Genomic DNA, 20160 nt, shown 5'->3' with positions numbered 1-20160 from the left:
AATGCTAAACGATAATTATCAACTATTTATCAACCCCGCCCGAAAAAAGGGCTGTTACTTGCCCCCCGCCGCCGGGAGCGTTACTGATTTGCAGACTCCCTTCATGCTTCTCGCAAAGGATTTTGCAAATATAGAGTCCCAGCCCATGGTGTTCGTTTGCATCCGATGCCTCCCCGCGATAAAAAGGCAGCATCGCCTTATCAAGCTCCGCTTCCGAAAAGCCGGTACCGTCCTCCGTAACCGTAATCCTAAGATGTCCCTTACTAACGTCATAATTTATACTCACATGGCTGGAAGCGAATCGCGATGCGTTCGCCGCTATGTTCTCAAAGACTTGCAGCACAACATAGGTATCAACAGCTATGCTTGCCGAATCTGCAGTCGTCGTCGTGTTGAACGTTTTGCCGCTTTGTCCGATGATTTGGTGTGCGCTCTCATTAAGTAAAGCGATGAGCCGGTCCGTTTCCATCGCGTAGCTGCGTACCGGCATGTCCCCCAGCTTCTGAATGGAACTCATAGCCTCCATATATTTTTCAAGACGGAAGACGTGTACGCTCATGGTCTCAATTATGTCCATTAGCCTTTCCTCGGAGATTTTGTGTTGAGGTAGATAAGTGTTCAGAAACTCGAAATTTCCCTTCAAAACAGACAGGGGCGTTCTCAAGTCATGCGCAAAAATAGCATTCAGTTGTTTGCGTTCCTCCACCGATCGCCATAGTGTTTTAAAGTTCATCTCTAACTGCCCGCGCATGATTTCAAATACACGGCATAACTCGCCCATCTCGTCTCCAGCATCATACGAAATCCGAAATCCCAGATCGTTCGAAGAAATCTTTTCCGATGCCTCCATCAAGATATCAATCGGCTTCCTTAGCTTCCAACGGTAAAAAATGCTGGCCATAAGAACGATGCCGGCGGCAACGGTTAACAGCACCACCGCAATGAGCGAAGGTAGTATCCAGCCGAGTACGCCTGGATTCCCGGCATAACGCTGTCGTAAGCTTTCGGCCCCCTGAAACTCCAATACGATAAGTCCTAAAATCCCGATTAGCGTAAGAAAGCATAAAAAGATGAACGACTGAAGCAAGCTCATCCGCTTCAGCCGCAGCCCGCTCATGATTTGCGCCATCTGTACCCTACCCCCCAGACCGTCTCAATCCTGTCCTCACAGCCATGCTCTTTCAATTTGTAACGAATTCGCCTGACGTGCTCCACAATTACAGCGCTATCTCCTTCGTCGCCTATTCCCCATACCAGCTCGAAAATGCGTTCTTTATCGAACACCATGCCGGGATGCGTAGACAACAGTTCAACAATATCGAACTCCTTCTTAGCCAAGGAAATCCGTTCGCCATGGAAGTATAGCTCGCGAGCCGAATAATCAATCACCAAATCCTCGTTAAACTTGATTGACGTTTTATGCTGGCTTCGCGTTTCCCGCCGCAAGTGAGCCTCTACCCTTGCACCTAATTCATGAATACTAAAAGGTTTTTGAATGTAGTCGTCCCCTCCCGCACGAAAACCCGAGATCTTATCCGCATCCTCCACACGGGCGGTTAGAAACAAAATAGGGCAAGATATAAAGCTTCTGATTTTCGTACATAATTCAAGACCATCCATCTCCGGCATGTTGATGTCCAGCAAAATGAGGTCCGGATGCTTTTCAACCTGCCGAAACGCCTCATGGCTGTTTTTGGCCGTCATGACCTCATAGCCGTTCATTTCGAAGAAATTAGTAAGCAGTTTGCGGAGATCAAGCTCGTCGTCTACGATGAGAATTTTAGATTTATGCTTCCCTTGCTTTTCCATTAGTTCTTTTCCTCCTAGCCACCATATACTACGAAAGGAGCCAATGAATCCCCCTAGAAACAAAATCATTTCGATGACACATGTCTGCTAACTGATCCTATGCTTTGTTTTCTTACCAGGCTGCCATTAAATCCTTGACTGTGTTGATAATGACGCTTACAACTGTTACTACAAAACCTATAATACCAGATGCTGCGATATTGATATGACCGTAATGGAAACCAATCGTAAAATTTCGGATTTTGCTGCAAAACAGAAGATTCACAGGTCGAACTGTATTCAGCTTGCAACGGATCAAACCGTCCAATGACAGGATTACGCAACTGGATCGCTACATTGTCTGAATGACTCAAGCAGCAGACATTGCCGAAACAATTTCGACGGGACCCGCTTCAGTTCCTACGGGACTTGGAGCAAAAATGGAAATCCACGACAGTTAGTTAATATGCCGTCATAAAAAAAAGAAGATTTCAGCCAGCGCAGTCTAGCTTGAAATCTTCATCTATTTTCTTAGATTAATGCAGCTCCAATAAACTATTTCCTATCCTTTTGGGGATGCCCTATTCCTTAGCAGAAGCAATCCGGTATGTACTTCGGCTGCACCTCTGCTGACGTTTGCTGCTCCTGAGACCTGCCTTCTTCATAGGCAACCAAGGAATGGGTCGCATGACTCAGCACGGCGCCCGCACGTGTGCAAGTTGCGACAAGAACCGCTTCGAATATCTCCTCACGTGTTCCGCCAAGGGACTGAAACTTTTTGACGTGCGTGTCAATGCAGTAAGGACAGCCCGTTACATGGGCGACAGCCAACGCAATAAGTTCTTTTGTTCGTAAGGGGATTGCCTTCAGTTCCTCATACACTTGATGCTCGAAGGTTAAGTACGATTGGGCGGCTTCCGGTGCAAGACGAATAAGATCAGGGATCTTTTTCAAGTTATTGCTATCATAGTAGTTCATTTGTGATGCGCCCCCCTGTTACTCCGATAAGTGTTGATGCCAAACCACCTGTAGACAATGCAAGTCCCTAAAATAGCTGTCAGTAAGGGGAACACTCCCAGCAAACCGACATACCGCCAGCTGGAATCAGCTTGAAAGAACACAACAAGCATACCGATACCGAGCAAGACCCGCAAGGATCGATCAAAACCACCAAGATTTCTCATCTCATATCACCTCAATAGAAGTTTAGATTTGAACCCATCTTAGCAGCATCCTGCAGGGTGTTCCGTGACTAAGTCACAAGACCCCGTCCTGAAGAACTTGGAACAGCCGATCCCGGTCCAAGACTTCTATGTATCCTCTACCCTGGGAAATTAGACAGTTATCAGTTAACACCTTCAGAGCACGGCTGACGACTTCCCTGGCGGTACCGAGTTCAATCGCAACTTGTTCGTGCGTAATGCGGAGTGTCGCGTGATTCTCGCTGGTGCATCCTAGCAGGAACTGAGCAATTCGATACGTTACCGGCCGGAATGCAACATTGTCGAGCAGGGTCATGACGGACGTAATTCGCTCAACCATTTGGCCAAAAATAAATTGCTTCAGCGGCTGGCAGATTTCCATCCATTTCTTGAAAAGTGGGATCGGTACGAGTAAAAGCTCCGTTTCCGCTTCGACCTCCACTGATGCTTCATAAGGGGTATCCCCTAAAATACTAGCCATCATGAGGACGCAGTTCTGGCCATCCTGCACGCGATAAAGGGTAATTTCTCTGCCCTGTTCATTCCCCTTAAAGATGCGAACCGTGCCGCACAGAACAAAAACTGCATGCTGAAGCATATGACCCTCGCGGATGGAAAGAGACGTACTTGGCGAGACGGTTCTAATTTCGCACTGCATCCAATACGAGTCAGGAATAGAGGCCAAGCAAGGGAACATTATGGATGCTTTATTTTTAATGGTCGGATGCATAACAGATACCTCCGTATTTTCAAGGTGACTAACAATAGGTGACCGCTACCCTCGTTCAGAACTCTCACCTTTTAGATTATGCCGATGCTGGGCGTACACTGTCAAAAAGGGGGGGCATTTCTGGCTTACGCTTCATTAATCCGCCCTTGACAAGAAGCCCCATCGAAATGCCCGATCATTCGTTTTCCATAAGGGTTTGGGCTTTCGTGTAAACCTCTCTCAATAAGTGTAGGTCAGCAAAAGTATAAGCAAAAAGAGTGCTTCATACCTACATGTGAAAATTATAACTTTCTTGCCCATATAATAGCACGATTTGTAGCTTCAATGATTGGCTCCGGAATCGGTTCAGCCGTATAATTTTGATAGGTACGCTCTATGGTGAACCCTGCATCTGATAGCCAATCGTAAACTTGCATTTGCGTAGGAATGTGCTTATACCAATACTTGGGTATATTTATTTTCTCACCGCTGTTTGTCGTGATCTCCCAGTGACCAATTCCGGTACAAACTTGGGTTATGGGGTCATATACGCTCCCATAACTAATGGTTCGTCCAGTTGTGCCCAATTCGTCTGTCCCATTGAAATAGCTGCTCTCTTTCAACCTATTAAACCGTGCTGCTGGATTATTATACAAGTCAAAATCCATATAAAGATGTCCGCCCGTGCGAAGCGCCGCAGCAGCATGTTTAATAAGCGTCTTTTGTGCCTCTTTGTAATCAATCTCACTTTCAATGTTAATCAGGACATTACCTGCCATGACTACGAGATCATAATCAAGGCCCCATACGGAATTCGCTGCATCAGCTTGGTAACAGCGTATATTTGCTAAGCCCAACATCCGGCGATAACAGCGCAGGAGCATATGTTCATCGACATCAAAGCCTGTAACGAAATGTTTCGCCTTTGCTAGAGGGACACAGATCCTACCGCCGCCGCAGGCAACTTCAAGTATATTCAGTGGGCGATTGCCTGTATGCTCTGTAAGTATCTTCAACAGAAAATCCACGTCCTGTGTTTGATTTTCAAACTGTTCATACACACTGGCATACCAATGTTTAGCGATAAATTCTCTGTTCACAGATTTACCTCCGATGGTAAGCGCGATAGATAATGCTTTGTTTCCCCATGATTATAGCGGGTGAAAATTTTACATACAATGTAAAGATAAAATATAACTATTCCCGTCAGTTAAAACGGTTCAAACAATTTTTCTTCGGTACGAGCCACATTCCACCGTACGCAAAATAAAACCGCGCCATGGATGCGCGGTTTTACGGATTGTTTTGGCATGACCGTTGTGAATCATTGCCGCTGCCGCAACCTCATTTTGAAAATTACGGCTTCTATGACGAGCAGATTGGAATCCAACAAACCCAAGCGACAACCCGAAACCCCACCTTGAAATCGCCAAACAGAAGAGCCAGCGGCGTTATCATCCCAGAATAAATTTGGCAGATTTAGAGTAAAACTCTGTGTTCCAATATATTTTTCAAACTGATATGAGACTTTGAGGGACCCAGCTTTAAAAGGGAATCTTGAAATTCGGCAAGTTCCTCAATCGATGCCGTTTGTACCTTGATAAGATAATTATATTCTCCGCTTATTCGATATAAATCCGTTACTTCCCTAGCCATTTCACAAAAATCAACGATCATCTGGCAATGTTCTGTTTTGACTAGTATAAACGTAGTCATGCCCCGATTCAGTTTCCTTAAATTTAATTCTGTGGAATACTCGGAAATGATCTTCTTGTCTTCAAGCTTCAAAATTCTCTCTTTAACCGAAGGTTGGGACATACTGACTTCTTTACTGATTTGAGAGATCGGCATTCGTGCATTGTGTTGAAGCAGCTGCAAGATCTTTTTATCCATATCATCAATTAGATGATCCATACCCATCAGTCCCTTGAATTGAATTTTAAAAATTAAGCCATATCCATTAAAATAGCTTATATTTAATAACCATCCTATCATTATATCCTCATATAATATATGTAATTCAACAAGTTAGTAGCTGTATACTATAAACAACATTCAGTATATAAACAAGGAGAAATCAAAAATGAGCATAAACGGCCTTTCACATGTGGCGATCCAAGCCAAAAACTATAAAGCTACTATTACATTTTATATCGAAGTTCTAGGGTTCAAGGTGGGTCATCATTGGTCTCTGCCAGCCTTTCAAATCAAAGAAGCCTCCATGCTAGTTTCACCTGACCAAAGAACCTGTATTGAGGTCTTTGATAACGACGCTGTCATCCCTGCTCAAGGGAAGAAAGCATCGTCTGAAGAAGATATAACTTACGGAGCGTTATTACATCTAGCCTTCTACGTGAATAATGTGGATGAAATGTATCAAAAAGCCCTTGCTCATGGAGCAAAGGCTTTTATAGAACCGGATTACCTTTCACTTGGCGAACCTCCGCTTGTAGTCAAGAATGCTGTCATTCACAGCCCCAACGGAGAAGTTATCGAATTTATTGAAGAGGTTGATTTTGATATGTCTGCAAAGACCCATGCAAATTAAGCTTTATAACAAAAACTTTCTGTTACTTATGATACGGTTCAGCTTAACGGGTCTATCGGCGAAAAATGCAAAATGAGCTTGTTCAGCTCATCTTCCGCTTCTTGAGATGTATTTCTTAGGCATTCTCCGCCGTAACGGGGTTAACGGCAAAGAGGGAATGAATGTTGCCTTCCGGATCTGCAAAGAAGCCCGTGGTGTGTCCCCAGGACGTCACCTTCGGCGCTGTTATCCCTGTAGCTCCTTTTGATACAAAATCATCATACATAACATATACATCCTCAGGAGAAGCACATTCGAAGTTAAGCTCAAAAGCTTGCCCTTTACGCTCTTCTGCAAAAGAATGGTGACCGTTAGTGTTATCTGCCATTAATGGTGCCGCGAAAATGGCTAGACGAACGCCATCATTCTCAAATTCAGTGTAATGTCCCTCTTCTATAAGAACCTTAAATCCCAGGACATCACGATAAAAGCTAGTCAATCTAGGAACATCAAGCGCCAAAACAGTGATTCCTTCTAATTTTACTCTCATGCTCATACCTGCACCCCTTCATCCTCTTTGACATTTCAATTTTTCGCCGTCACTTATGATATGGTTCACCGTAACACAAATAGGGCGAAATTAAAACGCACCCGATACGGATGCGTTTTAATTTCTGTATATTTTATTTAGAGAACCTGATTAATATATAATTTTGTATTCAAAATGTTTATCTCCTATCCTTTCTATTAGAATTTTACTTGTCTTCTTGTAAAACTTTCAACGGGCTGTCCTGAAAGTCCCCAAAGTAAAAAGGGCGAAAAAACGTTATGTTACCCATCCAACTTTTTTAAGTACTTGCTTTTGCAGGAAGGCAACGAAGCGGATGCCTGCTACCTTCAAGAGACAACATCGAAGCTGATCATCGACTTCTGCCCCGCAGTGGTAAGTCCGGTCAAACAGACAATCAAGACGAATATTGCTTACCCATCCGACTCTCCAGAGCGCATCAATCACCGCACCTTCGTAAAAAAATAGAGTTGACAAATATATAGTTAGGCTCCATACTATGTTCATGGCCCATCCATTTCATGAATCAGCTGACATGCAACTTATCCCTACCCTTGCACAGACGAAGCGTCAGGTTGACCGTTACGGACTCGACGTTGACGCGCAAGCTGTGCTCGTTGCTGCAAGATTGATGACAGCAGGCGCCAAGCTAGGACAGGCCGCGGACATCCACTTCGCCCGATTCGGATTATCGACAGGACGATATCGACTGCTAGCAGACCTCGAAGATAATGGAGGTGAAGAGCTGCCCTCGCAGCTTGCGGAAAATCTCAGCGTAACACGCGCCACTGTCACAGGATTAATTGAAACTCTTGAGCGTGATGGGCTTGTATCTCGACGAGCCAGCTCCCTTGACGGCCGTCAGAAATCGGTCGTCTTAACAGAGCTCGGTGAGAAAAAGCTGCGCGACATGGCTTCGGAGCACTATGCCAGACTCGAAGCGATGGTCGGCTCGCTGAGCATTGAGGAACGTACCTTGTTCCTCGATTTGCTGGGACGTGTAACCCAAGGCATCTCGGCGCTAACAGACGAATCCTTGGTATCAACGAAATCCAAACCATAAACGCGCATCGCAGAAAAGGAGAACGGGGCTAGTGCGGCTAGCCCATTTATTTCACCTTGTAATTAGGAACCTAATTATTTAATGTAGATCATATTTTTTTTACTATATAGTTAGCCAACTAATTACATGTCTCAACGATACATTCTGAGAAAGAAAGGTGTTGCGTATGTACAACAGAAATACCCCGACCCCGTCAGGGGAAATTTATGGTGCTCAGTCCAGAAGGACGAAGAAGCAATCCTTTGTCCTATGGCGCGAATTGATTCCTGCGTATCTTGCCCCTGCCATCATGGCTGGGATTGGGGGGATCATCACCGCTGACAAAGTGCTGCAGGTCCGGGCACTCATAACAATTGGAGGATCATCGTTGCTAATTGCATTTTGCATGGGTCTCTGGCTTCGCACCCGCCGTCCCCGTAATCAATGGTTCGTGCGTGCACCGCGCCTGCTCGTTACCTTGGTGTTTGCCATCGGCGGCGCTCTGTTCGGACTGCTGGCGGCTTGGGGAATAACAACCTTGCTGCCCTTTCTTCTACCGAACAACCCCTACCTCTGGCTCGGCCAGATTGGGTTTGATTTCCCGATATCCAGCGCGATTGCTTGTATGACGATGTCGTGGCGGTGGCGAGTTACCCTCTCGAAATAAAATAGTTTATTTACACATTGAAAAGGAGCGAATATCATATGATTACAATTTTAGGAGCAACAGGAACGATTGGGAACGCACTTGTAAGACGGCTTTCAGCCCTTGGACTGCCGGTCCGGGCTTTAAGCCGGGAGCCCGGCAAGCTTCGGGAACGACTCTCGGACATTGATTTGACCAGCATTGAGATCCGCACGGCAGATGCGAACGACTCAGCATCTATGCTTAGCGCCTTGCAAGGTGCCAAGCAGCTATTCCTCGCGCTGTCCAACAGCCCGAACCAAGTTGCTCTCGAGACTTCTATCATCCGGGCCGCCGTTCAAGCAGGCATCGAGCATATCGTCAAAATCTCAAGTCCCGTCTATGACCCTCGCTCGCCTGTCGCGGTTGCCCGTTGGCATGGCGAAATCGAGCTTGCATTAGCGGAGTCCGGTATGACCTATACCGTCCTGCGGCCTTATGCATTCATGCAGAATCTGCTGCGGCTAACACCGACGATTTCTGCCCAAGATATGTTTTTTGGCTGCATAGGCGACGCACCCTGCAACTTCGTCGACTGCCGCGATATCGCCGATGTCGCGGCTGCTGCACTGACGAATTCTGAAGTGGCTGGCCGTATCTACACGTTGACCGGCGCCCGGACGTACACCTATCCTGAGATTGCCAAACAATTGTCGTCTCTGCTCGGGCGCCCGATACGATTCATCCATTTACCGCCTGAACAACTGCGCACTGATCTAATCGAACACGGGCATATGCCAACCTGGCTTGCGGACCATGTCGTGGAAATTCAAACGATGTCGTCCGTGATCAGAGAGCAGCCGACAGATACCGTTGAACGTATATTAGGTCGAGCTCCGCGGACGCTGGAGTCTTTTCTTCAGGAACATGCCGTACATTTTCAAAGGCAATAACATGCCGATACGCAAGAACCCCTTAACTAGGTTAGGGGGTTCAACGCTTTATCTTATCTTTTGAACTGAGGAATACTCAATATGTTGGGCTCCCATTGGTAAGGTGTTGATCCGTTTGCAGGATGAATCCAGATAAGTGTACAGATAATGCCAGACCGCTAAGAACATTCCGTCCTGGCACCGTATTCGTCCACGAAACGCGCAAACCATCATGGTTCTGGCGCGTTTTTTGAATTTAGCCTAAGACTTTAATGAATAAAATGTTCCCCGTGGCAAGAATCCAAGCGTTTGAGACTGGAGTGGGTTAATTCAACTCCTTTTCTTCTCTTTCAAAAAATATGCGTCACTTATGATACGGTTCCCCCCGATTGATCTTCACCGCGCGATAAATCTGCTCGGTGAGCACCAGGCGCATGAGCTGATGGGGTAGCGTCATGCGCCCGAAGCTCATGCGCTGCTGCGCGCGGCGCATCACCTCATCGGAGAGCCCGTGGCTCCCTCCGATGACAAAAACGACATGGCTCGTCCCATACGTACCGAGCCGGTCCAGTTCCGCGGCAAGCTCTTCCGAGCTCCAGAGCTTGCCGTCGATCGCGAGCGCAATCACATGCGCCTCGCTCTTGATGTGCGCGAGGATCCGTTCGCCCTCGCGCGCTTTGACCTGCACGACCTCTGCTTCGCTTAGAGAGTCGGGCGCTTTTTCATCCGCCACCTCAATGATTTGAAACTTGAGGTATGGCGCCAGCCGCTTGGCATATTCGGCGATGCCGAGCGTTAAATATTTTTCCTTCAACTTGCCGACACCAATAATCTGTATGAGCATAAGTCCTCCACTGCGTGTTTTTTCGTTAGTTTTCCTTTACTTTTCCATTATAATCTACACATGAGAGAACAATTCAGGGGGGATGTTGATGAAACTGACGGATCAAGGAGTTCTCCGGATTGAGCAGCAGGATATCCACTATCTCTATTTCTTTCTGCAACGCGAGGGCATGTCTTTCGAAGATTCTTTTCGGTTCGAGATGCAGCTTCAGGGTATTGAACTGGATCCCGGCAGCGTCACCGCTGTCCATTTTCCGGAGATGCCGGATGATGACCTGCCTCCTGAGGATCGTCCTGCCATCCTGGAGGCCATTTACTCGGTAATTCGGGAAAACGACCCAGGGTTCGGAATCTGGTAAAAGCCGGGGTTACATCGCCGCATTACGACTAATCCCTAAGCTGCTCATATCCCTATTACGTTACGCTCTAACCCTTCCCCATCCATTTTCCGTCCATAAAAAAACAACAAAAGGACGTGCATCACGTCCTTTTGTCCCGTTTGGTCCCGTCACCTAACATTGTCTATACCTGTTACCCTTGGATCACCCCATAGGGATAATACCCTGCGCTGAAGCCTGCTTAAACTGTTTCTGTCGTGCCTCTTTCTTCCAACCCAGTTGTATCAGTAAATCCGGTTAAACTACCAGATATTCCGCATTGTGTTCGCACTCGGCGCATTTGGCAGGCGGATCCCAGTCGGAAAATTCCGTTTCCTTCAAATCCACTACGTCCGGCGCGTCCTCGTACTCATCGACGAACATGTCGATGGCGAGTTCCAGGTGTTCCTTGCAGACTACATACATTCCGTCAAGCATCCCTTTCTTGCTCCAAGCATAAACTCTCTTCTTCTGTTCTACCATAATTCAACGGAAAAGGGAACCTTCTTGTACATATTCGTAGCATTTACTCTTAAAGAGAAGTCTATACCTGGAAAAGAACAAGTGATCTTTGCCTAGTCTTTGCGTGGATACGTTCCTGGGTTTTTCCCTAGATTTTTGCTTAGTATTTGCCTAGGTCTTTACCTGGGCATTTACCCAGGCCCTCATTCAGGTCCTCACCTAGCTCCTTACCTATGCCCTCACCGAACATCAACCTCCGGGCGATCCAGCTCATACAGCCGCCGATACCGCGGCTCCCGTTCCATGAGCTCGGCATGGGTACCGCGCATTTCCACGCGCCCGTTCTCCATAAACAGAATTTCGTCCATCTGCTCCGCGCCAACCAGGTGATGGGTCACCCAAATCAAGGACTTGCCTGCCATCGCTTCAAAAATAGTAGCCAGCAGCTCCCGCTCCGTCCGCGGGTCCAGTCCTACCGTCGGTTCGTCCAGTACAACCACCGGCGTATTTTGGAGCAAAATACGCGCCAGCGCAATCCGCTGCCGTTCCCCGCCCGAGAACCGGGCTCCCGCTTCCCGGACCGGCGTATCGTAGCCGTCCGGCAGACTGGAGATCAGCTGATCCAGCTTAGCCCGCCGCGCTGCTTCAGCAATCTGCTCCTCCGTCGCTTCAGGATCGCCAAGCCGGATATTGTTCGCAACCGTGGTGTCGAACAAATGCGGGCGCTGGTTGAGGACGGAGATGAACTCCGGAATCCGTTCGCCATACGAAGCGGCCGGGCGGCCGTTGATCAGGACCGATCCTTCTGCCGGGGACAACGCCCCTTGAATCAGCTTGAGTAACGTCGACTTACCCGCACCGCTTCGGCCAATGATGGCAATCTTGCGGCCCTGCGGCACCTCCAGCGATAGCTCACGTACTGACCAATCCCCCAGGGGAACCGCAGAAGTAGTTAAGCCCAAACCAGATTCCCCCGACCCGGTTTTCCCGGTTTTCCCGGTTTCCCCGGTTTTCCCCGTTTTCCCTGTTTTTCCCGTTTCCGAATAACGGTACCCAACCTGTTTTAGCTCGATTGCTGCCGCTTGAACCGCACCCGCCTTATCTTTGCCTGCCATATCCGCCGGATGCAGCCTGGTTTCTCTTCCGCTTTCGGTTTCTCTTTCAGTTTCGCCTTTAGATTCAGAATCACCGTTCCCCGGCAACTCCACCCCGCCCAAACGCTCCAGCGAGTTTTGATACTGCGGAATCTTTTCCACCGCATCAGAGACGGGCAAAAAGGCATCCGCCACCGGGAACACGACCAGCGCAAACGCTGCAATAAAAGTTCCTGCAATCGCTCCGTCCGCATATTGTCCAGCGGCCCAATAGATCAGCGACAGCACGCTGACTCCCACCACCGCCTGCCCAATGAACATCCGCCACCGCGCCCAGGAGCGCAGCGCGGCATCGGTCCGGGCAACCGACCGTTCGTCGGCCTCATACGTGTCAACGAACTGGCTTTGCCGTCCGCTGATCACCCAATCGTCCATGCCAAGCACGGCGTCGGTCAGCTTTTGGTACAGCCGGTTGCGCTCCACCTTGACTTCCCGCTGGCGCCGTTTCGTGACAAGCAGCGAGATCAGCGGCAGAACAACCACCAATACAGCAATATACAGCGCCATCAGCAGCGCAAAAGCGGTATCAAACGTTCCCAAAGCAATTACAGCCCCAGCATAAATCAGCAGCGCGATCACACTGGGAAATACCGTACGCAGGTACACATTTTGCAGATACTCGATATCGTCCGCCAGCATGCCGAGAATATCCCCCGTGCGAAAGCGGGAGGACAGGAACAGCGCCTGCGGCTCTAGAATCCGGTACAGCCGAACCCGCATTTTGGATAAAATCCGCAAAATCGTATCATGCCCCACCAGCCGCTCCACATAGTGGATCACGGCACGGCTTGTACCAAAGGTCCGAACGCCGACGATCGGGACATAAATCATCAAAATGTTTTCAGGCGGAATCGACGCCTTGGAGATAAGAAAACCCGACGTATACATAAGTGAAGACGCCGAAAAAATCGTCAGCGCTCCCAGCACGATAATGAGCAGGAACCGCCAGAAGTAGGCGGAGACATATGGAGCAAACCAGCCTTCCCGTTTCAATGGATTCCCCCCATTTGCGTTTGAATCAGTTCATAATACGCGCCCCGGCGTTCGATCAGCTCGCGGTGGGTGCCGGCTTCGGCCACTTTTCCGCCCTGCATCACGATCACAACGTCCATGTCTTTCATCCAGTGGAGCCGGTGTGTCGCCAAAAAGACCAGCTTGCCTTCAAACAGCGGCAGCATCGTCTCCTTCAGTTCGTACTCCGTCTCAATGTCGAGATGCGCCGTCGGCTCATCCAGCAGCATAATCGGCCGGGTGCTCAGCAGCGCCCGCGCCAGGGCAACCCGCTGCTCCTGCCCGCCGCTTAAAGGACGTCCGCCGCCGCCGATCATTTCCTCCAGCCCGTCCGGCAGTCCGGAGACAAGTCCCTCCAGGCCCGCAGCCCGGACAGCGTCCCGCACCGCCTCATCAGACGCCGACGGGTCGTAGAACCGCACATTATCAGCCAGCGTCCCGCTAAAAATATACGGCGACTGCGGGATGTACGACGTCTGCCGCCGCCACTTGTCATCGGTCAACCCGCTGTACGACCGCCCATTAACCGTTACGCTGCCGGAGGTCGGGTGCAGGAATCCGCCAAGAATGTCGATCAGCGTTGATTTCCCGGCGCCGCTTTCGCCGATGATCCCGATTTTGCCGGTTCCGTTAAAATGCAGCGATACCTCATCCAACGACGCCGGTCCTTCGGCTTCATGCCGCACACCAATCCCGTTCAAACTCAGCCTGCTGTCCGCTCCCCAGTAAAAAGGAGAGTTGTTCTGGATGGCAGCCGTGCCGGTTTCGTCAATCTTGATCTTGTTAATCCTATCAGTCTTGCCGGCCTTGCCAATCCCGTGAGCCTCAGCAGTCCCGTCTGTCTTTTCAGACTGGCCTGCCGTTCCATTCTCATGAGTCATATCAGTCTCGTCAGTTCTGTCACTTCTTTCAGCTGCACCAGCCAGTCCAGCCGCCCCAACACCATCAGCGCTTTCACCCGCTGCCAGCTCCACCGCCTGCACTGTCTCCCGGTCGATGATGTTTTTCATCGCTTCTCCGGCTTCCTTGCCGTCCAGCGTGGCGTGGAAGTCCGCGCCGACAAGGCGAACCGGCAGGAAATACTCCGGCGCCAGAATCAGAATTGTCAGCCCGGTAACCAGCGTCATCTGCTCGTTAATGAGCCGCAGGCCGAGGCTGACAGCAACGGAAGCGACGGACAGCATCGTAAAAAAGTCGAGCGCAAACGAAGACAGGAACGCCACACGGAGCGTCCGCATCGTCGCTGACCGGTAGCGGTCGCTGACCTCGGCGATGCTGCCGATATGGCTGCGGCTGCGGCCGAGGAATTTCAGCGTCTCCAGCCCGCGCAGCGAGTCAACAAAATGGTTCGACAGCGTCCGGTACGACTTCAGTTGCCGGTCCATCTGCTTCCGCGCGGTCATTCCGATCAAAATCATAAAAACGACGATAATCGGCATCGTCAGCGTAAGAATAATGCCGCTATTGCGGTCCAGCAGGAACACGTACACCAGGATGATCCAGGGCGTGACGCCCATCGACACCATCCGCGGAACAATCAGTTCCAGGTAGGTCCGAAATTTCGTGACGCCTTCCAGCGCCAGCGTGACCAGCGTACCGGTCCCCTGATTGCCCGCCAGCCTTGGCCCAAGCGCAAACAGCTTATCCATCATCTGCCGCCGCATTCCCCCGCTTGTCGTCTCCGCAAACCGGTAAGCGGTGCGGCTCATCAGCATAGCGCAGGCATGACGCACCAGAAACGCAAGAAGGAACAACAGCGCAGTGCCCCATTGTTCCTTCAGCGGTTCTCCCGCGAACAGCGCGGAGATGATCTCCGCCAGCCATTTGGCCAGCAGAATGATGGATGCGGTCTGCACCAGGGTCAGGAAGCCGACGATCAGGAAGACCGGCCGTACTCCTTTATACCCCAGTAAATTTCTGTCCATCAGTATTCAAGATGCTCCTTCTCATGAACCCGTTTATGAAATACAAAATAACTCCAAATTTGATATCCCAGAACGAACGGCAGCAAAGTCAGCGCCACAATGGTCATAACTTTCAGCGAATAGTGCCCGGAAGACGCATTGTTGATCGTCAGGTTGTACGCTTCGCTGATCGAGCTAATCATTACCCGCGGGAACAGTCCCACGAATACGGACAGCACGGATACACCCATTACCGCTCCCGTCATTCCGAATGCCCATCCGTCGCGGCCTTTTTTGCTGAAGTAACCTGCCAGCAGGAAGGCCACCACACCAAGCGCCACCAGTGCAATCATCGGCACCAGCCGTACTTCAAACACATCGGTCATAAAATACGTCATCACTACAGACGCTACCAGCAGCACGGCAAGCAGCGGCAGCAGCTTTTGCGCCCGGGTGCGTGCACGGTTCTGCAGGTCGCCCACTGTCCGCAGCGTCGTGAACATCAGTCCATGCACCAAGCATAGCATGACCATTGTCAGCCCGGCAACCACCGTATACGGATTAACGATATCGAAGAATCCGGCATGCATCTGCATATCCTGATCGATCGGCAGCCCTTTAATGAAGCTGGCGAAAACAACAGCGAGCAGGAACGGCGGCAGGAAGCTGCCGAAGAAAATGCAGACATCCCAAGTTTTTTTCCAGGCCGCGCTTTCGCCTTTGCCCCGGAACTCAAACGCCACGCCGCGTGCGATCAGCGCCAGCAGGGCAAACACAAACGGAATATAAAATCCGCTGAACAGCGTTGCGTACCATTCGGGGAATGCCGCAAACATCGCGCCCGCTCCCGTCAACAGCCAAACTTCATTGGCATCCCAGAACGGTCCAATCGAGTTGATCAGCACCCGGCGTTCGGTGTCATTTTTGGCGAGCAGCTGTGTTTCCATGCCGACCCCAAAGTCGAAGCCTTCCAGGAAAAAGAATCCGATAAACAATACCGCAATCAGCACAAACCACAGTTCATTAAGAGACAGCATGATATCCCCCCTTGCCGTAAGGATCTTGGCTTGCGCCATGATCATTGTCTGTGGCGTACGGCCCTTTCTTGATTACTTTAACGAACAGCGACACAAGCACAATCCCCAAAATTGCATAGATAGCAGTAAAAGCAATAACCGAGAACAGCACCGAGCCCGCCGACACGTTCGGCGATACGCTGTCTTCCGTTGTCATGAGTCCAAACACCGTCCAAGGCTGACGCCCGATTTCGGTCATAATCCAGCCGGATGTGTTGGCGATTGGCGGCAGCAGCAGCCCCGCAAACATCAGGCGCATGAACCAGGTGTTTGGTTGTTCAAGTTTTTTGCGCCACATCAGGTAAATTGCATACAGTCCGAGAAAAATCATCCCCATACCGGCCACGATCATAATCCGGAAGCTCCAAAACGTCGTGCGTACAGGCGGAATATAATTGCCCGGTCCATATTGCTGTTCGTATTGCGCCTGCAGTTCTTTCATCCCTTGTACTTCCCCGTCAAATTTGCTGTAAGACAGGAAGCTGAGCAGATAAGGAATCTTCAGCTCGCCGGAGTTCTGCTGGGCCGCGGGATCAATGTTGGCTGTCAGCGTCCAAGCCGCCGGCGATCCGCTGTTCTCCCACAGTCCTTCGGAAGCAGCCATCTTCATCGGCTGGGTTTTCACCAGATATTGAGCCTGCGCATGGCCCGCAAATGCTACGCCGAACGAGGAGATAATTCCTACAATAGCGGCGATTTTAAACGATTTTATAAAAAACGATACTTCCTGCTTTCGGAGCAGCTTATACGCGCTGATGCCGGTAACCAGGAATGCCCCGGTAGCGTAAGCCGCGAACAGCGTATGCGGCAGTTCCACGAGCAGCTGTCCGTTCGTAATCAGTGCAAAGAAATCATTCATTTCCGCCCGGCCGTTATTCATTTCAAAGCCAACCGGATGCTGCATAAAGGAGTTCGCCGTCAGAATCCAGAAGGCGGACAGCGTCGTGCCCAGCGCCACCATCCAGATGGACAACACGTGCAGCTTTGGCGACAGTTTATCCCAGCCAAAAATCCACAGCCCGATAAACGTCGACTCCAAAAAGAAAGCGAGCAGGGCTTCGACTGCCAGCGGCGCGCCGAAGACGTCACCAACAAACCGGGAATAGTCGGACCAGTTCATACCGAACTGGAACTCCTGCAGAATCCCCGTTACCACGCCCACCGCGAAATTGATCAGGAACAGCTTTCCCCAGAATTTCGCCATTTTTTTGTATTCTTCATTCCCCTTGGCCACATAGATGGTCTCCATGATTGCAATAAGGAGCGCTAGACCGATTGAGACCGGCACAAAGAAGTAATGAAAGATCGTCGTCGATGCAAACTGCAGCCGCGACAGCATTACTACGTCCATTGTTTCCCCTTCCTTCTTCCTGTTATCAGTGATTCTATTCTGTCAAAATTTAAAGCATCCAAGTGTGATATTTATCACATAAAAACCGTGATTTAGCTCTCAAATGCAATAAATTTGTGACAAAGATCACAAGACATTGGTCAAAATTGCAAAAAAAAATAAGACGGCTGGGCCGTCTTCATCTATGTGGTGCTTTTATGGTTCTTGGCGAACCCGGTCAGAGAATGGAAATCCCTTTTTTCAGCTTCTTTACATCCCCGTTTGGATTAACCAGCTGGGGCAGCATCCGAGTATCCCGGACCATTGGAGATTGGCAGATACAGCAGGAGGGCGCTTGGTCAAAAGCGAAGTTGTCCCTCATCCAGCCCTTGCAGCTGTCGCTGGTACATACCCAGACGGCGGTAACTTCCTCCGGAATTTCCTCAACCGGCTTCTTGCGATAGTTCATGACCCTTCCTCCTCTTGGTCCACAGATTTAGATTGCATAAAGCGGCATAACAAGCAAAACGCCCCCGGGCAGATCAAACTGCCGGAAGAGTTTATGAGAATACCCCAGAATGTTAAAAACACCGTCCAGCCTTTCAGGGCGGGACGGTGTTATCTTAGGACAATTACAGTTTAACTACGTTCTCGGCTTGCGGTCCGCGGTTGCCTTCAACTACGTTGAATTCTACGCGTTGTCCTTCGTCGAGGGTTTTGAAGCCGTCGCCAACGATTGCGCTGAAGTGTACGAATACGTCGCTTCCGCCTTCAACCTCGATGAATCCGAAGCCTTTCTCTGCGTTAAACCATTTAACTGTACCTGTTTGCATGGGTGTATACCTCCACTATATTAAAATTAACATGTTTACTTTATCTTCACACAAAGAAAAAATTAACACATTGAAAAAGGTTGCTTCACAAATGACAACCCTTTTCAATGTGTTGATTTAGGTCTCATATGTAAGATTATTATTATTTTAGCACGGATGGCCAGGAAAGGCAAGCTAACCTATCCGTATTGTTCTTTTTGACAGTCAGCGGGGCGGGTGGCACCGATTGCTGCGCCGCCGCCCCTCAACCGCCTTATTACTATACACCAAACCGGGTTAGTTTATTCCTCTTTTTTTTCTTCAAGCGTAATGGTCAGCTGTTTGCGTACCCCTTCCCGGTAAAAGGTGATCTGCAGCGCGTCTCCCACTTCAGTCTGATTGTACAAATACTTCCGCAGCTCCAGCGTGGAGGTAATGGGCTGTCCGTTAAACTCTGTGATGACGTCGTTCAGCTTCATTCCCGCTGTTTTGGCCGGTCCAACTGCATCCAGCACAACCACACCTTCCTTGACACTGTCCGGGAGCTTCAGCTTGTGGATCTGCTCCTTGTCGAGCGGTGCATAAGGATTATTCAGGTCCACCGTATAGACCCCCAGGTAAGAGCGGACGATCCGCCCTTTGGCCAGCAGCTCATCGGCCACCTTCATCACCTGGTTGCTTGGGATAGCAAAACCAAGCCCTTCCACACCGGCGTCCGAGATCTTCATCGTATTGATGCCGATCACTTTTCCGTTCAGGTCGACCAAAGCGCCTCCGCTGTTGCCCTCGTTGATCGCAGCATCCGTCTGGATAACGTCCTGCTCCCAGTCGTATACCCCGTCCTGATTCAAAGACACCGGAATCTTGCGCTCGGTATAGCTGATAATGCCGGACGTTAAAGTATCCCCCAATCCCAGCGGGTTACCGATCGCGATGACGGTCTCGCCAAGCCGCAGCTTCGAGGAATCGCCGATCTGGGCGGTGACTTCAATGCCGTTACCGTCTATTTCCAGGATGGCGATATCACTAACTTTGTCCGTGCCCACCAGTGTGGCCTTGCGGGTTTCGCCGCTGACGGTCATGACCTCAAGCTTGCCCGATTCTTCAATGACATGGTTGTTGGTAATGATATAGGCCTTGTCGCCTTTTTTCTCGTAAATTACCCCGGAACCAAGAGCCGATTCGTCAAAAATCTCCTCTTCCTCTTCTTCCGCGGCTTCCTTATGGTTGATAATACTGACCACCGCCGGCCGCACGGCCGCCGCCGCCTGAATGATCCGGTCATAGGGATCCCCGCTGCTTGGCCGCACATTGTCGATCATAACCGGCCCGGATGCTTTCTCATTCGAGAGCTGCCCGGTTACCAGGCTGAACAGGAGAACGGCCGCAACGGCACTGATCAGCGAGCTGACCGCACAAATCTGCCAGGTTGCAAGTCCCCGGCGGCGCTTATGAACCGTCCAGCCTTTATCGATCTGCCTGCGCTTTCCTCCGAAACTTTTGCGGGCTTTTGGTACTTTGGTTGAATAAAAATCGTCGCGGAACAATCCCACCGGTCATCTCTCCCCTCTATGGTCATGCGCTTTCGACCTGGACGACTGGGGCTGCCTTTCCCGTCACCGCCCGCCGCATGGCGGACCTCGGGACATCGTCTATCTGGTATGTGTTGGCTCTTCACTATACAAACTCAGCCGTCGACCGGTGCTGTGCCTCTTCTCTGCCATTTACCGATCTTTATCCATTAACCATTCTCTTAATCCGGAATAACAACCGGCCTTCATGACTATACTGATAGAAA

Annotated in this window: 22 protein-coding genes; 5 read left to right on the top strand and 17 right to left on the bottom strand. The window is 50.0% G+C overall.

Annotation, left to right across the window (positions count from 1 at the left end; translation table 11 throughout):
- Positions 1–22 precede the first annotated feature (22 nt).
- The 7 genes from ACE6ED_RS07070 to ACE6ED_RS07040 all read right to left on the bottom strand — a co-directional run bounded on the left by ACE6ED_RS07070 (position 23) and on the right by ACE6ED_RS07040 (position 5613).
- The gene (locus ACE6ED_RS07070; RefSeq protein WP_410826398.1) at positions 23–1129 is read right to left on the bottom strand and encodes an ATP-binding protein; all 1107 of its coding nucleotides are present in this window, start codon (positions 1127–1129) and stop codon (positions 23–25) included.
- A complete protein-coding gene (locus ACE6ED_RS07065) occupies positions 1114–1809 on the bottom strand; it encodes a response regulator transcription factor (RefSeq protein ID WP_410826397.1) in 696 nt (231 codons plus the stop codon). Before ACE6ED_RS07065 ends, ACE6ED_RS07070 begins: the two co-directional genes overlap by 16 nt.
- A 567-nt stretch (positions 1810–2376) precedes the next feature.
- The gene (locus ACE6ED_RS07060; RefSeq protein ID WP_410826396.1) at positions 2377–2766 is read right to left on the bottom strand and encodes a carboxymuconolactone decarboxylase family protein; all 390 of its coding nucleotides are present in this window, start codon (positions 2764–2766) and stop codon (positions 2377–2379) included.
- Positions 2763–2972, bottom strand: coding sequence for a YgaP family membrane protein (locus ACE6ED_RS07055; RefSeq protein ID WP_410826395.1), 210 nt, complete (start codon positions 2970–2972; stop codon positions 2763–2765). Before ACE6ED_RS07055 ends, ACE6ED_RS07060 begins: the two co-directional genes overlap by 4 nt.
- A 73-nt stretch (positions 2973–3045) precedes the next feature.
- Positions 3046–3720, bottom strand: coding sequence for a Crp/Fnr family transcriptional regulator (locus ACE6ED_RS07050; protein WP_410826394.1), 675 nt, complete (start codon positions 3718–3720; stop codon positions 3046–3048).
- Between the two features lie 281 nt (positions 3721–4001).
- Positions 4002–4799 carry a class I SAM-dependent methyltransferase gene (locus tag ACE6ED_RS07045; protein ID WP_410826393.1) on the bottom strand — a complete coding sequence of 266 codons (798 nt, stop codon included), beginning with the start codon at positions 4797–4799 and terminating at the stop codon, positions 4002–4004.
- Positions 4800–5178: 379 nt separating this feature from the next.
- Positions 5179–5613, bottom strand: coding sequence for an Lrp/AsnC family transcriptional regulator (locus tag ACE6ED_RS07040; protein ID WP_410826529.1), 435 nt, complete (start codon positions 5611–5613; stop codon positions 5179–5181).
- A 169-nt stretch (positions 5614–5782) separates the two neighbouring features.
- Here ACE6ED_RS07040 and ACE6ED_RS07035 point away from each other — a divergent pair, with 169 nt between their 5' ends.
- Positions 5783–6247 (top strand): VOC family protein, encoded by a 465-nt coding sequence (locus ACE6ED_RS07035; protein WP_410826392.1) that lies wholly within the window; start codon positions 5783–5785, stop codon positions 6245–6247.
- A 115-nt stretch (positions 6248–6362) separates the two neighbouring features.
- Here ACE6ED_RS07035 and ACE6ED_RS07030 read toward each other — a convergent pair whose 3' ends face one another.
- A complete protein-coding gene (locus tag ACE6ED_RS07030) occupies positions 6363–6776 on the bottom strand; it encodes a VOC family protein (protein WP_410826391.1) in 414 nt (137 codons plus the stop codon).
- A gap of 523 nt (positions 6777–7299) precedes the next feature.
- Here ACE6ED_RS07030 and ACE6ED_RS07025 point away from each other — a divergent pair.
- From ACE6ED_RS07025 to ACE6ED_RS07015, 3 genes are all read left to right on the top strand, one after another.
- A complete protein-coding gene (locus ACE6ED_RS07025; RefSeq protein ID WP_410826528.1) occupies positions 7300–7857 on the top strand; it encodes a MarR family winged helix-turn-helix transcriptional regulator in 558 nt (185 codons plus the stop codon).
- A 166-nt stretch (positions 7858–8023) separates the two neighbouring features.
- Positions 8024–8503 (top strand): hypothetical protein, encoded by a 480-nt coding sequence (locus tag ACE6ED_RS07020; protein WP_410826390.1) that lies wholly within the window; start codon positions 8024–8026, stop codon positions 8501–8503.
- Between the two features lie 38 nt (positions 8504–8541).
- Entirely contained in the window at positions 8542–9414 is an 873-nt protein-coding gene (locus ACE6ED_RS07015) for an SDR family oxidoreductase (protein WP_410826389.1), read from the top strand.
- A gap of 343 nt (positions 9415–9757) precedes the next feature.
- On the opposite strand, the gene rlmH is transcribed toward ACE6ED_RS07015, so the two are convergent.
- Positions 9758–10237 (bottom strand): 23S rRNA (pseudouridine(1915)-N(3))-methyltransferase RlmH, encoded by a 480-nt coding sequence (rlmH, locus tag ACE6ED_RS07010; protein WP_410826388.1) that lies wholly within the window; start codon positions 10235–10237, stop codon positions 9758–9760.
- An 88-nt stretch (positions 10238–10325) separates the two neighbouring features.
- Between rlmH and ACE6ED_RS07005 the strand changes: the two genes are divergently transcribed.
- Positions 10326–10595, top strand: coding sequence for a hypothetical protein (locus ACE6ED_RS07005; protein ID WP_410826387.1), 270 nt, complete (start codon positions 10326–10328; stop codon positions 10593–10595).
- Between the two features lie 276 nt (positions 10596–10871).
- Here ACE6ED_RS07005 and ACE6ED_RS07000 read toward each other — a convergent pair whose 3' ends face one another.
- The 8 genes from ACE6ED_RS07000 to ACE6ED_RS06965 all read right to left on the bottom strand — a co-directional run bounded on the left by ACE6ED_RS07000 (position 10872) and on the right by ACE6ED_RS06965 (position 19915).
- A complete protein-coding gene (locus ACE6ED_RS07000) occupies positions 10872–11039 on the bottom strand; it encodes a CxxH/CxxC protein (protein ID WP_410826527.1) in 168 nt (55 codons plus the stop codon).
- A gap of 275 nt (positions 11040–11314) precedes the next feature.
- Positions 11315–13222: an amino acid ABC transporter ATP-binding/permease protein gene (locus ACE6ED_RS06995; protein WP_410826386.1), complete on the bottom strand. Its 1908-nt coding sequence runs from the start codon at positions 13220–13222 to the stop codon at positions 11315–11317.
- Positions 13219–15165, bottom strand: a complete 1947-nt coding sequence (locus ACE6ED_RS06990; protein ID WP_410826385.1) for an ABC transporter ATP-binding protein/permease — start codon at positions 15163–15165, stop codon at positions 13219–13221. The genes ACE6ED_RS06995 and ACE6ED_RS06990 overlap by 4 nt, the downstream gene beginning before the upstream one ends.
- Positions 15165–16181, bottom strand: coding sequence for a cytochrome d ubiquinol oxidase subunit II (gene cydB / locus ACE6ED_RS06985; protein ID WP_410826384.1), 1017 nt, complete (start codon positions 16179–16181; stop codon positions 15165–15167). The genes ACE6ED_RS06990 and cydB overlap by 1 nt, the downstream gene beginning before the upstream one ends.
- Positions 16168–17571, bottom strand: coding sequence for a cytochrome ubiquinol oxidase subunit I (locus ACE6ED_RS06980; RefSeq protein ID WP_410826383.1), 1404 nt, complete (start codon positions 17569–17571; stop codon positions 16168–16170). Before ACE6ED_RS06980 ends, cydB begins: the two co-directional genes overlap by 14 nt.
- 217 nt (positions 17572–17788) lie before the next feature.
- Positions 17789–18019: a cold-shock protein gene (locus ACE6ED_RS06975; protein WP_410826382.1), complete on the bottom strand. Its 231-nt coding sequence runs from the start codon at positions 18017–18019 to the stop codon at positions 17789–17791.
- A 163-nt stretch (positions 18020–18182) separates the two neighbouring features.
- Positions 18183–18383: a cold-shock protein gene (locus ACE6ED_RS06970; protein WP_025701608.1), complete on the bottom strand. Its 201-nt coding sequence runs from the start codon at positions 18381–18383 to the stop codon at positions 18183–18185.
- Between the two features lie 281 nt (positions 18384–18664).
- Positions 18665–19915, bottom strand: a complete 1251-nt coding sequence (locus ACE6ED_RS06965) for a S1C family serine protease (protein WP_410826381.1) — start codon at positions 19913–19915, stop codon at positions 18665–18667.
- Between the last annotated feature and the right edge of the window lie 245 nt (positions 19916–20160).

This window comes from Paenibacillus nanchangensis (genome assembly GCF_046543445.1).
GTDB lineage: Bacteria > Bacillota > Bacilli > Paenibacillales > Paenibacillaceae > Paenibacillus_AQ > Paenibacillus_AQ nanchangensis.
This window is presented reverse-complemented; position numbering and strand designations above follow the sequence as displayed.

Bases quoted from the DNA above. Each gene is read 5' to 3' on its own strand.
- ACE6ED_RS07030 (WP_410826391.1), bottom strand. From the start codon at position 6,776: ATGAGAGTAAAATTAGAAGGAATCACTGTTTTGGCGCTTGATGTTCCT.
- ACE6ED_RS06975 (WP_410826382.1), bottom strand. From the start codon at position 18,019: ATGAACTATCGCAAGAAGCCGGTTGAGGAAATTCCGGAGGAAGTTACC.
- ACE6ED_RS07015 (WP_410826389.1), top strand. From the start codon at position 8,542: ATGATTACAATTTTAGGAGCAACAGGAACGATTGGGAACGCACTTGTA.
- ACE6ED_RS07055 (WP_410826395.1), bottom strand. From the start codon at position 2,972: ATGAGAAATCTTGGTGGTTTTGATCGATCCTTGCGGGTCTTGCTCGGT.
- ACE6ED_RS07050 (WP_410826394.1), bottom strand. From the start codon at position 3,720: ATGCATCCGACCATTAAAAATAAAGCATCCATAATGTTCCCTTGCTTG.
- ACE6ED_RS07005 (WP_410826387.1), top strand. From the start codon at position 10,326: ATGAAACTGACGGATCAAGGAGTTCTCCGGATTGAGCAGCAGGATATC.
- ACE6ED_RS06990 (WP_410826385.1), bottom strand. From the start codon at position 15,165: ATGGACAGAAATTTACTGGGGTATAAAGGAGTACGGCCGGTCTTCCTG.
- ACE6ED_RS07000 (WP_410826527.1), bottom strand. From the start codon at position 11,039: ATGTATGTAGTCTGCAAGGAACACCTGGAACTCGCCATCGACATGTTC.
- ACE6ED_RS07060 (WP_410826396.1), bottom strand. From the start codon at position 2,766: ATGAACTACTATGATAGCAATAACTTGAAAAAGATCCCTGATCTTATT.
- ACE6ED_RS07035 (WP_410826392.1), top strand. From the start codon at position 5,783: ATGAGCATAAACGGCCTTTCACATGTGGCGATCCAAGCCAAAAACTAT.
- ACE6ED_RS06980 (WP_410826383.1), bottom strand. From the start codon at position 17,571: ATGGACGTAGTAATGCTGTCGCGGCTGCAGTTTGCATCGACGACGATC.
- ACE6ED_RS06970 (WP_025701608.1), bottom strand. From the start codon at position 18,383: ATGCAAACAGGTACAGTTAAATGGTTTAACGCAGAGAAAGGCTTCGGA.
- cydB (WP_410826384.1), bottom strand. From the start codon at position 16,181: ATGCTGTCTCTTAATGAACTGTGGTTTGTGCTGATTGCGGTATTGTTT.
- ACE6ED_RS07020 (WP_410826390.1), top strand. From the start codon at position 8,024: ATGTACAACAGAAATACCCCGACCCCGTCAGGGGAAATTTATGGTGCT.
- ACE6ED_RS07070 (WP_410826398.1), bottom strand. From the start codon at position 1,129: ATGGCGCAAATCATGAGCGGGCTGCGGCTGAAGCGGATGAGCTTGCTT.
- ACE6ED_RS07025 (WP_410826528.1), top strand. From the start codon at position 7,300: ATGGCCCATCCATTTCATGAATCAGCTGACATGCAACTTATCCCTACC.
- ACE6ED_RS07040 (WP_410826529.1), bottom strand. From the start codon at position 5,613: ATGGATCATCTAATTGATGATATGGATAAAAAGATCTTGCAGCTGCTT.
- ACE6ED_RS07065 (WP_410826397.1), bottom strand. From the start codon at position 1,809: ATGGAAAAGCAAGGGAAGCATAAATCTAAAATTCTCATCGTAGACGAC.
- rlmH (WP_410826388.1), bottom strand. From the start codon at position 10,237: ATGCTCATACAGATTATTGGTGTCGGCAAGTTGAAGGAAAAATATTTA.